A 14,332-nucleotide genomic window follows, 5' to 3' on the forward strand; every position below is an offset into this window, starting at 1 on the left:
GTCGCCCTCTATTGGAATGCACATTCTACTATTTTGTGCAGGCGGTCAAGTCTCGCTTGACGGCTGTTTTAGAATCACCATACTTATTCTGAAACGGACGAGATCGAGCGCGCGAACGCGCCGTGGACAGTAACCGCAACGGGAGACAGGTAGATGCAAGTCGGAAAGCTCAAGGGATTCGTGTTGGGCATGGGGGCAGCCTGTGCCCTGGCATCGCCGGTCCACGCAAAGGACGACGTTGCCGCCGAAATCGCGGCGCTCAAGGCCGAAGTGATGCAGCTTCGCGCCACGGCGCAGAACGCACGTGACCGGGGCGACGTGCAGAACCTGTTCTCGCGTTACATGTACCTGCACAATGCCTTCCGCGATCCCGAGATCATCCCGCTCTGGGCCAAGAAGGGCACGCCGGGCCTGCGTGCGCAGTATTCGAACAACGGGGTCTACACCTCGTGGGAATCGATCACCGGCTATCATGCGCAGCGGCCCAATCCCAAGGGCAAGCTGATCTTCCATTACCTCGCATCGCCGCTGATCGAAGTGGCCGCCGACGGCCAGACGGCCAAGGGCCTGTTCGTGATGGCCGGCGTGGAATCCGGACTGACCGATGTGGAGGCGGCCAAGAAGGCGCCCGACTTCATGTTCGTCAAGGATATGATGATCGATGGCAAGCGCGTGTGGATGCACGAGATCATGGTCAAGTACGGCGTCGACTTCATCCGCCAGGACGGGCAGTGGAAGATCCTGCACCTGCACTGCTACGAAGTGGCACGTTCGCCGCACGGCATGGGCTGGATTCCCTTTGCTGCCAAGTCGCAGGACAACCCGTTTGCCGACGACCTGATGTATTTCGGTGAAGACGGCAATCCGGTGATGATGCCCAAGCCCGATGCGCCGGTGACGATGCGCAACAACCCCTACCGCACCGACACCGGCCAGACGCTCGATGCGCCGCCGCCGGTGCCCTATCGCACGCTCAGCGAAACCTTCGAATACTGAGGGTGGCGATGATGCGGACCGTGGGCCTGCTTGGCGCTCTGGCCCTCGGGCTGGCCGCACAGGGAGCCTTGGCGCAGGCACTGGTGTCCACCAGTGGCGGCGATGTGCGTGGGACGGTGAAGGGGGGAGCGGAGGCTTTCCTCGGCATCCCCTATGCCGCGCCGCCGGTGGGGCCGCTGCGCTGGCGCGAGCCGCAGGGGGCGGCTGCGTGGCAAGGCGTGCGCGAGGCATCTGCGTTCGGGCCGGTGTGCCAGCAGGGCGTACCGGCGCCGTGGGGACCGTATACCGCCGAGTTCCTTGCCGCGCCGCCGATGAGCGAGGATTGCCTGACGCTCAATGTCTGGCGTCCGCAGCATGCGGTGAAGAAGCTGCCGGTGCTGGTGTTCATCCACGGCGGCGGCTTTGGCGGCGGGGCGGGCAGCCTTCCGATCTATGACGGGGCGAAGCTGGCCGCTAGGGGCGCGGTGGTCGTGACGATCAACTACCGCGTCGGCGTGTTCGGCTTCATGGCCCACCCGCAGCTGACGGCGGAATCGCCGCTGGGGTCTTCGGGCAATTATGGCCTGCTCGACCAGGTTGCCGCGCTGAAATGGGTGCGGGCCAATGCGGCGGCGTTCGGCGGAGATGCCGGCAACGTGACCGTTTCGGGCGAGAGCGCGGGCGCAGCTTCGGTGGCGGACCTGATGGTATCACCGATGGCCGCTGGCCTGTTCGACAAGGCCATTGCCTTCAGCGGGGCGAGCATGGCGGTGGATGTGCCGCCGCTGGCGAAGGCCGAGGCAGTGGGCAGCGATCTTGCGGCAAAGCTCGGCAAGGCTGCCATTGCCGACATGCGCAGCGTCCCGGCCGAGGCGCTGGTCGAGGCGACACGCTATGTTCCGGGCGCGACGAGCGGGCCGCCGCCCTTGCGCTTCGTGCCCAATGTCGATGGCAGGGTGGTGCCGTTCGATCCGGTGCGCGCCAGCGGGCCGGTCGTCAGCCCGGTGCCGCTGATCACGGGGTACAACAGCGCCGAGATGATCGACATGGCGGTGCGCACCCCGGCGCAGTTCGAGGCAGCGGTGCGGGCGCGCTATGGCGATTTTGCCGAGCGGCTGCTGGCGCTCTACCCTCACGCGACCGAGGCCGAGGCAATGGCTTCCAACACGCTGATCGCGCGCGACCGCTACATGGCCGGCCTGCTGCTGTGGTCAAAGGAGCGCACGCGCAGCGCGCAGCAGCCGGTCTACGCCTATCTTTATGACCATGCCTATCCGGTGGTGAAAGGCGGGCAATCCTGGGGCGCGTTCCACTCCTCGCAGCTGCCCTATGTCTTCGGCAACATTGGCATCGGTGATCGCGCCTGGACGGCAGCCGACGGGCGTGTGGTCAGGCAATGGCAGGACCGCCTGCTGGCCTTCATGCGGACCGGCAGGCCGGGTGCCGGCTGGACGGCGGTAGGCCGGGCCAGTGCCACGGTCATGCGGCTGGGTAACAGTGAAGCGATGCGGCCGGCCGTGTCCTCGCCCGAAAGGTTCGAGGCGTTCAAGGCCTATGCTGAAAGTGGCGGGAAGCTGGGCTTGATTTAGAGAAAGTGCTCTAGGTAACAATACGTTAGGCGGGCGACGATAGATTAGGCTCCGGGTTGTAGGAAGAACCTGAGATTTTGGTCTTGGGTTTCTTTTCAAACCACGGAGCACGCCTTGCCTACAGGACGATCCACGCCGGGACGCTATGCGCAGATGCTTGCGCGGTCCGCTACTGCCGCGATTTGCGCAGGGCCTGACAACCTGATCCTTTCGTGGAATTCCGCGGCCGAGCAACTGTTCGGTTTCAGTGCGGAGCAGGCGATCGGCAAGCCGCTGACGATCATCATGCCCGAGCGTTATCACGCCGCGCACGAGGCCGGGCTGGCCCGCGCCGTCAAGAGCGGCAAGGCGCGGCTGGCGGGCAAGGCGGTCGAGATGCTGGTGCGCCATGCCGACGGGCACGAGATCCCGGTCGATCTTTCGCTTTCAATGTGGGACGAGAACGGCCAGCCGATGTTCGGCGCGCTGATCCGCGACATCACCGACCGGCAGGCGGCCAAACGCCGGCTCGAGCATCTCGCCCATTGCGACACGCTGACATCCTTGCCCAACCGGAATGCCTTGAACGTGCGGCTGGAAGAAGCGATTGCCCGCGGCCCCTGTGCGCTGATGCTGCTCGACCTCGACGGGTTCAAGGACATCAACGACACGCTGGGACACAGCGTGGGCGACCTGCTGCTGGCCGATGTGGCGCGGCGGATCGAAGGCTGCGTGGGCGATGCCGACATGGTGGCGCGGTTCGGTGGCGACGAGTTTGCCATCGTCCTGTCCGATTGCAGCAATCCGCTGCGGATCGATTCGCTGTGCCGCGCGATCTTTGACAGCCTTGCCACCCCGTTCCAGATCAACGGCAAGAGCGTGTTCGTCGGCACCAGTATCGGCATTGCCTTGGCACCCCAGGATGCCTCGACGCTGGACCAGCTGCTGTCGCGCGCCGACCTTGCGCTTTACAGCGCCAAGGCCGAGCATGGCGCGCAGCGCAAGTATTACCTGCCGGCGATGCACAACCAGTCGGAACAGCGCCAGAGGCTGGGTGCGGAACTGCGCGAGGCCTTGCCGCAAGGGCAGTTCGTGCTGCACTTCCAGCCGCAGGTCTCGCTCGAGGACAAGGCGTTGCTGGGCGTGGAGGCGCTGCTGCGGTGGAAGCACCCGCAGTTCGGATTGTTGCACCCCGATGCGTTTCTTTCGGTGCTCGATGACAGCGTTGTAGCCGAGGACGTGGGCGACTGGGTGATCGACGAGGCCTGCCGCGTGGCCAGTGCCTGGCGCAGCGCAGGGCTGGGCGAAGTGCGCATGGCGGTGAACCTGTTTGCGGCGCAGCTGCGTTCGCCCCGGCTCTATGGCGTGATCGGCGAGGCCTGCCGCAAGCACCGCATCGCGCCGACGCAGCTGGAAATCGAGATCACCGAGAACATCGTGATCAAGCACAACGACGAAATTGCGACGATGCTCAAGCGCCTGAAGACGCTGGGCGTGGACATTGCCTTCGATGATTTCGGCACCGGTTATGCTTCGCTCAGCCTGCTGCAGCGCTATCCGCTCGATCGGCTCAAGATTGACCGCTGCTTCGTTGAAGCCATCCACCGTTCCGATGCCGACGCGGCGATCGTCGACGCGGTGCTGCAGATGGCGCACACGCTGGGCCTCGAAGTGATCGCCGAAGGGGTGGAAACGCGCGAGCAGGAACGCGTGCTGCGCGAACTCGGCTGCAAGGAAGCGCAAGGGTTCCTTTATGGACGGGCGGTTGCGGCGGACGAGATCGTCCGCCTGTTCGCACCCGTTCCGCAAGCGCGGGTGGCGGCTGCAAGATAGAGGGGCGGGCGCCGTTCGCACCCGCCCGCCAAGGTACAGCACCCTGCCTTGGCGTCAGGGCCTGGTCGGATAGTCCTTTGCCTCTTCCAGCACCGGCAGGGTGACCTTGCCGGTGGCGGCCCATTCGGTGCCGCGCAGGATCAGGGTCTGCAGCGGCTGGAAGTGGAGCGAGACTTCATCGTGGCCAAGCGTGATCGAGAAGACGCGGCCCTTGCCATAATCGGCAGTCCAGACTTGCGGGTGATCGGCGTCGATGCCCTTCATGGCCTTGAGCTTTTCGGGGGTGTAGGCGGCGGCGGGGTACTTGGGGCCGGTCAGCTTCGGGTCATAGGCAGCCGCTGAATCGTGGGCCGTGGCGAGGATATGGATCTTCGCGTCCGGGTCCATTGCCATGTTGGTGTACATGTCGTCGTTGTAGGTCCACACGAACTCGCGCATGCCCGCAGTGATCGGGTGGGTGCGGTCAACCAGGTGGACGGGGAAGGCGCCGGGCGGGGCGCGGCGGCTTGAGCCGGGCTCCATCGCGCCGCCGATCAGCTTCTTGTATTCGGGTATGTCCCGCCCCCAGGTGAAGCTGGAGTGATAGGCGACGAGACCGCCGCCTTCGCGCACGTATTGGTAGAGCGCCTTGAAGGCGCTGTCCGACCAGACCTTCTGCACCGGATCGGCATAGTTCCAGCGGCTGGAATAGTTGAGCAGGACGACATCGTATTGCTTCAGGGTCTCGAGCGTGCCGTTGTCGAAATCTTCGGTCACCCGCACGTCGAAGCGCTTGCTGTCGTGCATCATGGTGCGCAGCATGTTGTTCACGCCGGTCCAGTCATGCTCGTAGGAATTGCGGCCCGAAATGATGAGTACCTTCACACGGTTCTCGGCCGGGTTCACCGGGATGGCCACGCGCTGCACGGTTTCGGGCGGGCGATAATCGATGGTGACGATGACCTGTGCGGCGGCAGGCACGGCAATGCAGGCCGCGAGGGCTGCGGCAAGGAGCTTTTTCATGAGGTTCTCCCTTATTCCGCCGCTGCGGGCTGGCGCGCGGCGATATCGTTGCGGATGGTTTCGTGCAGGCCGTCCATGGGCCACATCAGGACGACCACGGTCTGCAGGGCGAGCAGGACCACGGCGCTGCCGTAGTAGGTCCAGCGGATCGCCTCGCGCGCGGTGTCGGTCACGGCATCGGGCACATAGCCGGCTGCGCCGAGCATGAAGGCGAAGCCTGCGGTGCCGATGGCCATGCCGACCTTGGTCGAGAGGCTGATGCCGGCCGAAAGCAGGCCCTCGCGCCGGGTGCCGAACTTCCATTCGTGGTAGTCCACCGTCTCGGCGATCATGGCGAAGGCGGCGGTGATGGTGATGGACGTGGCAAGGCAGGCGGCGATGTAGAGCGCGAGGAACAGGCCCGTGTTGCCTTGCGCCAATGGCAGCACCGCGAAGATCACCGCAGCCAGTGCAAGAACGAAGGAGCTGCCCTTGCGGATGCCGGTGCGGGCAAGGATCGGCGGGGCGACGAACGAGGAGAGCAGCAACATGCCCGAGACGGCGGGCAGCATGACCGAGATCAGCCACGGCTGGCGCATCACGTCGATGGCGAAATAGGCGGTCGCGCTCATCATCAGGCCGAAGCGGATGAAATAGAGCAGGCACGAGGCGAAGACGACGAGCCAGGCCTTGTTGCGCAGCATTTCCTTGACGGCGGGGCCAATGGCGAAGTCGGGCGAGGAGCCGTCCTCGAAGCGCTCCTTGCAGTTGGCGAAGAGCGCGAGCGTTGCGGCAAAGCCGATGGCGGCAAACAGCATTGCGACGTACTGGAAGCCCTTGTTCTGGTCATCGCCACCGAACACGCCGACCAGCGGCATGACCGCCGCCGTGCCAAGCACCACCGAGATCGATGTGCCGACGCCGCGCATGCCGGACAGCTTGAGTCGCTGCTTCGGGTCCAACGTCATCATCGGCATCAGCGCGGTATAGGGGATCGCCTGGACCGACATCAGGATGCCCAAGGCCTTGAACGTGACGAAGGCATAGACGAGCTGCGCGCCGTCGCTCCAGTCAGGCACGTGGAACAGCGCGACGGTGAGCAGCGCATAGGGCAGGGCGGTGAACAGGAAATAGCCGCGCGTGCGGCCCCAGCGGCTGCGGGTCTTGTCGACCATGATGCCGACCACCGGATCGATCACCGCATCGAGCAGGCGGGCGATCAGGAAGATGGTACCCACCCCTGCCGCCGGCATGCCGACGACGTTGGTGTAGTAGAACAGCAGGAACCCGCTCGCCATGTTGTAGGCAAGGCTGGTGCCCATGTCGCCCATGCCGTAGCTGAGGCGTTCGGCGAAGCTCAACTTGTTGTCTGCCACATTCCTCTCCCGGACCGCAGCGTTATGTCTTGATCAGAGCGCCAGCGTCTTGCGGGTCAGCTCGAGCGACTGGTCCATCGGCAGGGTGGGGAAATACTCCATGCCGATGCTGCCCTTGTAGCCAAGGCTTTCGAGCGTTCCCATCACATGGCCCCAGTCAACCGTGCCGGTGCCGGGTTCGTTGCGGTCGTCCATGTCGGCCACCTGGACGTGGGCGACGAGGTGGATGCGGCCTTCGAGGACTTGCGCAATGTCCTCGCCCATCACGGCGCTGTGCCACACGTCGTAGAGGAGGCGGAGGTTGGGGCTGCCGACGGCTTCGACCAGATCGAGGCCGAGCGTGGTGCTGACCAGATACATCGCCGAGAACAGGCGGGTATTCAAAGGTTCGAGCAGCAGGGTGACGCCGGCCTGTTCGGCAAGGGCGGCGGCTTCCTTGAGCGCGGCGACGGCGTTGGCGAAGTGGTCTTCCTCGCTCATCCCTTCGACCTTGAAGCCCGAGGCGACGATCAGCGGCGGCTTGCCGAGCGGGGCTGTGGCTTCGATCGTCTCGCGTACGGCGGCGACCATTTCGGCGCGCTCTGCCGGATCGACGATCGAGCGGCGCGGATCAACGCAGATGCCGGTGAGCGTGACGCCGGTTTCGGCAAGGGCGGCGCCGATGGCCTCGACCGGCTTGTCGCGCCAGAGGTGGAACTCGACCAGATCGAAGCCCCCGGCCTTGGCGGCGCGGATACGGTCGGCAAGGTCACCGGCTTCGGCGAACTGCCATTCGATGCAGGATGAAAGCGGGTAGTCAGAAGCAGGCACGTCGATCTCCCAATCGGCGGCCCCGCACCATGCGGTGCGTTTGCCTGGCGGCAGAAAGGGCCGCTACTTTATTGGAATGCATGTTCGCATTCTCACGGGCCTAGGTCAAGGGGGCTCCGCCGAATGCGGCAGCAACACTAAGACATAATGCAGACCGGGGTTTGACAAATAGAATCTATATTCCAGAATAAGCCTTCGCATTCCGTCGAATCGGCGGCGAACAAGTTTTGGGAGGAAAAACCAGATGAAATCGAATGGATTCAAGTTCCTGCTGCTGTGCGGCGCAGGCTGCATCGTGCCGTTTTCGGCGGCTCTGGCGCAAAGCGAAGCCGACGAGGCTGCCGACCCCAATGTCATCATCGTGACCGCGCAGAACCGTTCGCAGAACGTGCAGGACGTGCCGATCGCGATCAACGTGGTCAGCGGCGAGGCGCTCAAGGCTTCGGGCGTGACCGATCTCGTCTCGCTCCAGCGCGTGGCGCCGGTCGTCCAGATCGTGAACGATACCGTGCTGACCCGCGTCACCGTTCGCGGCATCGGTTCGAACAGCAACGACGAAGCGCAGGACCAGGCCATCGCCATCAACATCGATGGCGAATACATCAATCGCCCGACCGTGCTGAATGCCGCGCTGTTCGACCTCGATCGCGTTGAAGTGCTGCGCGGGCCGCAGGGCACGCTCTATGGCCGCAACGCCACCGGCGGCGCGGTGAATTTCATCACGCGCAAGCCCGGCAGCGAATTCGCCGCCAACGGCAGCCTGAGCTATGGCAACTTCAACCACGTGATCGCCGAGGGTGGCGTCACCGTGCCGCTGGGCGACATCGGCGGCATCCGTGCGTCGGGCATCTATTCCGACCGCGATGGCTACAACTACCACCCGAACATCGACAAGCGCAGTGGCGACGACAACACCTGGGGTGGCCGTCTGAGCCTGCGCCTCGAGCCGGTCTCGGGCCTGAAGATCAACGCAGCGGTCGAGCGGGTGGAGCAGGACATCGTCGTTCCTGCCCAGGCCTTCATGAACTTCAACGCGGCCGGCAACTCGCCGGGAGCGGGCTGCGCCGCCAACCCCGGCTGGGTCGAGATCGCTCCGGCTGTTCCGGGTACGCAGTGCATTCCGGCGCTGACCAACAATCTCGCAAAGGTGGACCGTTCGACCTACAATGCACCGGCGAGCGGCCTTGGCAGCAACAACCTGAAGTCCACCGCCGTGCGCGGCAGCATCGCCTATGACTTCGGCCCTGCCACCGTCACCTACACCGGCGGCTTCCGCGAGACCGACGCGCTTTCCGCGCTGGGTCTTTCGCCCGCCTATCGCTTCAACACCTTTGTCGGCAACACCAAGACCCACAGCCACGAGCTGCGCCTCAATGGCGAGAGCGACCTGCTGGTCTGGCAGACGGGCGCGTTCTACTTCAACGAGAAGCTCGACGTGGAGCGCGGGCTGTTTCGCTTGCCGCCGCCGCCGTTCCTGCTTGGCGCCAATGGCGGATACGTGAACTACTTCTTCCGCAACGTGGAATCGCGCAGCTGGGCAGTGTTCGGCCAGACTGACGTGAAGCTTTCGGACCAGTTCACGATCGTCGCTGGCCTGCGCTATACCGATGACAAGCGCTCCGCCCGTTATCGCGACCATGGCGGTGCGATTGCCAACCCGTCCAACCCGCTGTTCAACACCGGCAACGTCCGTCCGACTAACCCCGGCACCCCGTTGCGCAACCTGACGCTGGGTTCGGAAGCGGACAAGCTGACCTGGCTGGCCGGCGTGAACTTCAAGCCCGATGCCGATACGCTGATCTATGGCAAGGTTTCGACCGGCTTCAAGGCGGGCGGCTTCGATTCGGTCGGCCAGTATGCGCCGGAAACGAACACGGCCTATGAGGCGGGGCTGAAGAAGAACTTCGGCGCATCTTCGCAGCACACCTTCAACCTTGCCGGCTTCTACTATGACTACAAGGACCTGCAGGTCGGCGTGCTGCTTGATACGACCAAGGGCAGCCAGATCTTCAACGCCGGCAAGGCGAAGATCTGGGGCGTCGAAGCCGAAGCGGTGATCAAGCTTTCGGACAACGACACGTTCTCGGCTACGGCGAACTACGTCAACGCCGAGTACCAGCAGCTCTTGACCGCAATCCCGGTGTTCTGCGTGGGCGGATCGGGTTGCCGTCCGAGCGGCGGCAACGGTGAACTGACGGTCGGCAACCTCGAGACGACGCCGGGCGCTGTCACGCAGCCCAACCTTGCCGGCAACACTCCGCCGATGACGCCCGAGTGGACGATCACTCTGGCCTACGACAAGGTGATCCCGCTGGGCGACATGGGCAGCCTGACGGCCAGCGTGTTCTCCACTTTCAAGAGCGCGTACTTCGGCGACGTGTTCAACTACCGCGATTCAAAGCAGACGGCCTTTACCCAGACCGACCTGTCGCTGACCTATGCGCCCGAAAACAAGCGCTTCAGCCTGCAGGGCTTTGTCCGCAATCTCGAGAACACCCGTCCGCTGACTTACGCCGGGTTTACCGTCGCCGGGCCGGACGACATCTACAACTGGCAGTTCGCCGCGCCGCGCACTTATGGCGTGCGGTTGAGCGTGGACTTCTGATCCCGGTCTGACCGGCTGACGAATGCTGCCGAAAAAGGAGGCGGGCCTGCCGGGTCCGCCTCTTTTCGTGACGCTCGATGATATTGCCAAGCAGCGGGCAGGCGTCCACAGGGGCGGGCATGACCGAGCATGCGGGGCGCAGGATGAGCGAAGATGCTGGCAACACATTGCGGCTGGAACGCGATGGCGCGGTGGCGCGCCTGCTGATCGACCGCGCGGACAAGCGCAACGCCTTCAACATCGCCATGTGGCAGCGCCTGCCCGAATTGCTGGCCGAGGCCGACGCCGATCCGGACATCAGGGTGCTGGTGGTGAAATCGGCCAACGGTGGCGCGTTCTGCGCTGGCGCCGACATTGCCGAATTGCTCGCCAACAAGGACGATGCGGCATGGCGCGCGGCAAACCAGACCGCGATCAACCGCGCGCAATACGAATTGACCCGCTTTCGCCTGCCGACCGTGGCGATGGTCGAGGGCGATTGCGTGGGTGGCGGCTGCGGCATCGCGCTGGCCTGCGACATCCGCGTGGCCGGGCCTCAGGCGCGGTTCGGGATTACCCCGGCCAAGCTGGGGCTGGTCTATCCGCTGCATGACGTGAAGCTGCTGGTCGATCTCGTCGGGCCGGGGCAGGCGCGGCGGATGCTGTTTACCGGCATGCTGCTGGGGGCCGATGAAGCGCTGTCGATCGGGCTGGTCGAGGAACTGGCCGCGAACGAAGACGCGATGGTGGCGCAACTGCTGGCGGGCTCGCCGTTTTCCACGCAGGCGATCAAGGGCTTCGTGCGCAACGTGCTTGATGGTCAGGTGGCCGATGATGCCGAGAGCTTGCGGGTATTTGCCGCAGCGTTCGAGGGTGCGGATTTTCGCGAAGGCACCACCGCCTTTGTCGAGAAGCGCAAGCCGAAGTTCTGACGACCTCCCCGGAACCAAGTCCGGCCCACGCGGTTCTGGAAGGGTTCCAAAGAGGTAATCCATGATAGGCAAGATCATTTCCGCAGTGGTCGGCAAGAAGATTGCCGACCGTACTCCCGGCATGAGCGAAGGCACCGGTGCGCTGATCGGCGTTGCCGCGGCCACGGTCATGCGGCGCATGGGGCCACTGGGCATGCTGGCAGCCGCCGGCGGCACCTGGGCCGTATCGCGCGCGATGAAGAAGAAGCAGGCCCGCCAGGCCGCATCGGGTTCTACCCGCACGTATTGATCCCGTTCCCCTCGGACCGTCGCGCGCCTTCCCCCCTCCCGGCGTGCGGCGGTCCACCCTCGGAAACCGACTTTCCCCAGCTTCCCCGCGTGAGGGGGCGGGCGCAGCATTCTGCGCCCTGAACCCGTGCGCGCTTTCCAAGGACCCGCGCCATGGCCAAGACCGAAACCCCTAACCATTCCCCCGCTCTGGACAATGGCCTTGACGACCATCAGCCCGGCGCGGGCCAGCCCGGCTACGCCACGCAGCAGGGCAATGCCGGCGAGACGCATCAGGATGCGGATGGCAACGGTGATGCAGCGGCTTTCCTGACCGACAACTTCGGCCATCGCCTGTCCGACAACCAGAACAGCCTGAAAGCCGGTGAGCGCGGGCCGACGCTGCTGGAAGACTTCATCCTGCGCGAGAAGATCTTCCATTTCGACCATGAGCGCATACCCGAACGCATCGTCCATGCGCGTGGCTCCGCCGCGCATGGCGTGTTCGAGGTGACCAAGGCCATCCCCGAATTGACCCGCGCGGGCCTGTTTCAGAAGAAGGGCACGACTTGCCCGGTGTTCGTGCGCTTTTCGACCGTGGCCGGTGGTGCAGGGTCGGTCGACACCCCGCGCGACGTGCGCGGCTTTGCGGTCAAGTTCTATACCGACGAAGGCAACTGGGACCTGGTGGGCAACAATATCCCGGTGTTCTTCATCCAGGACGCGATGAAGTTTCCCGACCTTGTCCATTCGGTGAAGATGGAGGCCGATCGCGGCTATCCGCAGGCGGCGAGCGCCCACGACACGTTCTGGGACTTCGTCGGCCTTATGCCCGAGACGATGCACATGATCATGTGGGCGATGAGCGACCGCGCAATCCCGCGCACGCTGCGCATGATGGAAGGCTTCGGCGTCCACACCTTCCGCTTCGTCAATGCGGAAGGACAGGGCAAGTTCGTCAAGTTCCACTGGAAGCCGGTGCTCGGCCTGGAATCGCTGATCTGGGACGAGGCGGTGAAGATTGCCGGGGCCGATCCCGACTTCCACCGTCGGGACCTGTTCGAAAGCATTGACTCCGGCAGTTTCCCGGCATGGGATCTGGGCGTGCAGGTGTTTGACGAGGAGTTCGCCGCAGCGCAGCACTATGACGTGCTCGACGCGACCAAGCTGATCCCCGAAGAAGATGTGCCGGTGGAGATCATCGGGCGCATGACGCTCAATCGCAATGTCGACAACTTCTTTGCCGAGACCGAACAATCGGCATTCCTGCCGAGCAACGTGCTGCCGGGCATCGACTTTTCCAACGATCCGCTGCTGCAGGGGCGGTTGTTCTCGTACCTCGATACGCAGAAATCGCGCCTGGGCACGACCAACTTCCACCAGATCCCGGTCAACGCGCCCAAGTGCCCGTTCCACAACATGCAGCGCGATGGCCTGATGCAGACGCTGGTGCCGACGGGCCGCGCCAACTACGAGCCGAACTCGCTGAACGAAGCGGGCGAGGACAGTGGCCCGCGTGCTTGTCCCGAAACAGGTTTCACCTCGTTCCGCGCCAATGGCGAGCGCAACGATCCGACCGAGAAGGTGCGCGTGCGGGCCGAGCTGTTTGCCGATCACTACAGCCAGGCGGCACTGTTCTATCACTCGCAGACCGAGAACGAACAGGCGCACATCGCCTCGGCGCTGGTGTTCGAGCTTTCGAAGTGTGCGATGGAGCACGTGCGGGCGCGGGTGCTTTCGCGCCTGCGCAACGTGGACGAGGATCTGGCCGCACGGGTGGCTGATGGTCTGGCCATGGACCTGCCCGAGAAGGCGCCTGCCGCGCGCGAGCCGGTGGAGATGAAGCCTTCGGACGCGCTGTCGATCCAGAAGCAGGCGAAAATGACCTTCGAGGGCCGCAAGGTCGGCATCCTCTTTGCCGAAGGATCGGACAAGGCGACGATCGACAAGATGAAGGCCGATGTCGAAGCGGCGGGCGGCAGCGTGTTTCTCGTCGCGCCAAAGGTTGGCGGCATCCCGGTCAAGGGCGGGACGCTCAAGGCCGATGGCAAGCTTGATGGTTCGCCATCGGTGATGTTCGATGCGGTGGCTTCGGTGCTGATGCCGGCCGAGGCCGAGAAGCTGGCGAAGCAGGGCGCGGCGGTGCAGTGGTTCATGGACGCCTATGGCCATTGCAAGACCATTGCCCACTGCAACGGCACCAAGGTGATCCTCGAAAAGGCAGGGGTGGAGCCGGATGAGGGCGTGGTGCCCAACGAAAAGCTGATGGACGTGGGGCCGGTGCGCCACTTCGCGCGCGAGCCCAAGATCCGCGATCTCGCCTGAGGAGACGACACGATGGCGACTGCTGCAAAGAAGAAGCCTGCCGAGGCCAAGGCGAAAGCCGTGGCCAAGGCGAAGGCCGTTGCTCCCGAAGTTCCGGCCCAGATCGGCCAGACCCCGGCCACCGATTTGCGTGGCCTGCCCGATATCTTCGGGCGGCTGGTCGACGATCATGACCGGCACCGCGCGCTGTTGGCCATGCTGGAAGCAACCGGCGGAAAGGGTGAGGATGCGCAGCCGATCTTCGAGGAACTGGTCCATGAACTGAAAGGCCACGCCGCCGCCGAGGAGCAGGCGCTGTGGTCAACCGTGCTGCGCAATCCGGAGACGACCGAGTTCGCCCGCCATGCCGTGGCCGAGCACAAGGACATCGACAAGATGCTCGATGACCTTGCCGCGCGCGACATGGGCAGCAAGAAGTGGCTGGAGCGCTTCGCCGCGCTCAAGCACGAATACCTTCACCACATCCGCGAGGAAGAGCAGGAGCAGTTCGTCGAGAGCGAAAAGATCCTCACCGCCGCCGACCGCAAGCACATGCTGGCCGTGTTCGAACGGCGCAAGAAGGCGGAAAAGGCCGCGGCCGAAGTGAAGCCGCGGATGCGGATCAACGATATCGTCTGATCCTAGACTCGCCTTGCGAGACCCATGCACATCGTCACCCTGAACTTGTTTCAGGGTCCATCT

At 64.3% G+C, this 14,332-nt stretch carries 11 protein-coding genes; 8 read left to right on the plus strand and 3 right to left on the minus strand.

Annotated features, from left to right (window positions below; translation table 11 throughout):
• Positions 1–153 precede the first annotated feature (153 nt).
• From ACZ1JY_RS16155 to ACZ1JY_RS16165, 3 genes are all read left to right on the plus strand, one after another.
• Positions 154–996, plus strand: coding sequence for a nuclear transport factor 2 family protein (locus ACZ1JY_RS16155; protein ID WP_465131298.1), 843 nt, complete (start codon positions 154–156; stop codon positions 994–996).
• An 8-nt stretch (positions 997–1,004) separates the two neighbouring features.
• A complete protein-coding gene (locus tag ACZ1JY_RS16160; RefSeq protein ID WP_465131299.1) occupies positions 1,005–2,564 on the plus strand; it encodes a carboxylesterase/lipase family protein in 1,560 nt (519 codons plus the stop codon).
• A gap of 153 nt (positions 2,565–2,717) precedes the next feature.
• Positions 2,718–4,376 carry a putative bifunctional diguanylate cyclase/phosphodiesterase gene (locus ACZ1JY_RS16165; RefSeq protein ID WP_465131300.1) on the plus strand — a complete coding sequence of 553 codons (1,659 nt, stop codon included), beginning with the start codon at positions 2,718–2,720 and terminating at the stop codon, positions 4,374–4,376.
• Between the two features lie 54 nt (positions 4,377–4,430).
• Here the strand turns inward: ACZ1JY_RS16165 and ACZ1JY_RS16170 are convergent, their stop codons facing one another.
• The 3 genes from ACZ1JY_RS16170 to ACZ1JY_RS16180 are packed head-to-tail and all read right to left on the minus strand — an operon-like array spanning position 4,431 to position 7,543.
• Positions 4,431–5,378 (minus strand): ThuA domain-containing protein, encoded by a 948-nt coding sequence (locus ACZ1JY_RS16170; RefSeq protein ID WP_465131301.1) that lies wholly within the window; start codon positions 5,376–5,378, stop codon positions 4,431–4,433.
• An 11-nt stretch (positions 5,379–5,389) separates the two neighbouring features.
• On the minus strand, positions 5,390–6,733 hold the full coding sequence (locus ACZ1JY_RS16175) for an MFS transporter (RefSeq protein ID WP_465131302.1): 1,344 nt from the start codon (positions 6,731–6,733) through the stop codon (positions 5,390–5,392).
• 33 nt (positions 6,734–6,766) lie between these two features.
• On the minus strand, positions 6,767–7,543 hold the full coding sequence (locus tag ACZ1JY_RS16180) for a TIM barrel protein (RefSeq protein WP_118075095.1): 777 nt from the start codon (positions 7,541–7,543) through the stop codon (positions 6,767–6,769).
• Positions 7,544–7,787: 244 nt separating this feature from the next.
• Between ACZ1JY_RS16180 and ACZ1JY_RS16185 the strand changes: the two genes are divergently transcribed.
• The 5 genes from ACZ1JY_RS16185 to ACZ1JY_RS16205 all read left to right on the plus strand — a co-directional run bounded on the left by ACZ1JY_RS16185 (position 7,788) and on the right by ACZ1JY_RS16205 (position 14,269).
• On the plus strand, positions 7,788–10,148 hold the full coding sequence (locus ACZ1JY_RS16185) for a TonB-dependent receptor (RefSeq protein ID WP_465131303.1): 2,361 nt from the start codon (positions 7,788–7,790) through the stop codon (positions 10,146–10,148).
• Between the two features lie 119 nt (positions 10,149–10,267).
• Positions 10,268–11,059: an enoyl-CoA hydratase/isomerase family protein gene (locus ACZ1JY_RS16190; protein WP_465131304.1), complete on the plus strand. Its 792-nt coding sequence runs from the start codon at positions 10,268–10,270 to the stop codon at positions 11,057–11,059.
• Between the two features lie 61 nt (positions 11,060–11,120).
• Complete coding sequence (locus ACZ1JY_RS16195; RefSeq protein ID WP_118075097.1) at positions 11,121–11,348, plus strand: hypothetical protein; 228 nt, start codon at positions 11,121–11,123, stop codon at positions 11,346–11,348.
• Between the two features lie 152 nt (positions 11,349–11,500).
• Complete coding sequence (locus ACZ1JY_RS16200; protein WP_465131305.1) at positions 11,501–13,651, plus strand: catalase; 2,151 nt, start codon at positions 11,501–11,503, stop codon at positions 13,649–13,651.
• 12 nt (positions 13,652–13,663) lie between these two features.
• Positions 13,664–14,269, plus strand: a complete 606-nt coding sequence (locus tag ACZ1JY_RS16205) for a hemerythrin domain-containing protein (RefSeq protein ID WP_465131306.1) — start codon at positions 13,664–13,666, stop codon at positions 14,267–14,269.
• Positions 14,270–14,332 lie beyond the last annotated feature (63 nt).

It is taken from the genome of Novosphingobium sp. BL-A-41-Hi4B-X5A (assembly GCF_055521705.1).

Excerpts from the sequence above, each read along its gene's own strand:
- ACZ1JY_RS16190 (WP_465131304.1), top strand. The coding sequence starts at position 10,268 with ATGACCGAGCATGCGGGGCGCAGGATGAGCGAAGATGCTGGCAACACA.
- ACZ1JY_RS16195 (WP_118075097.1), top strand. The coding sequence starts at position 11,121 with ATGATAGGCAAGATCATTTCCGCAGTGGTCGGCAAGAAGATTGCCGAC.
- ACZ1JY_RS16205 (WP_465131306.1), top strand. The coding sequence starts at position 13,664 with ATGGCGACTGCTGCAAAGAAGAAGCCTGCCGAGGCCAAGGCGAAAGCC.
- ACZ1JY_RS16200 (WP_465131305.1), top strand. The coding sequence starts at position 11,501 with ATGGCCAAGACCGAAACCCCTAACCATTCCCCCGCTCTGGACAATGGC.
- ACZ1JY_RS16185 (WP_465131303.1), top strand. The coding sequence starts at position 7,788 with ATGAAATCGAATGGATTCAAGTTCCTGCTGCTGTGCGGCGCAGGCTGC.
- ACZ1JY_RS16170 (WP_465131301.1), bottom strand. The coding sequence starts at position 5,378 with ATGAAAAAGCTCCTTGCCGCAGCCCTCGCGGCCTGCATTGCCGTGCCT.
- ACZ1JY_RS16160 (WP_465131299.1), top strand. The coding sequence starts at position 1,005 with ATGATGCGGACCGTGGGCCTGCTTGGCGCTCTGGCCCTCGGGCTGGCC.
- ACZ1JY_RS16155 (WP_465131298.1), top strand. The coding sequence starts at position 154 with ATGCAAGTCGGAAAGCTCAAGGGATTCGTGTTGGGCATGGGGGCAGCC.
- ACZ1JY_RS16165 (WP_465131300.1), top strand. The coding sequence starts at position 2,718 with ATGCTTGCGCGGTCCGCTACTGCCGCGATTTGCGCAGGGCCTGACAAC.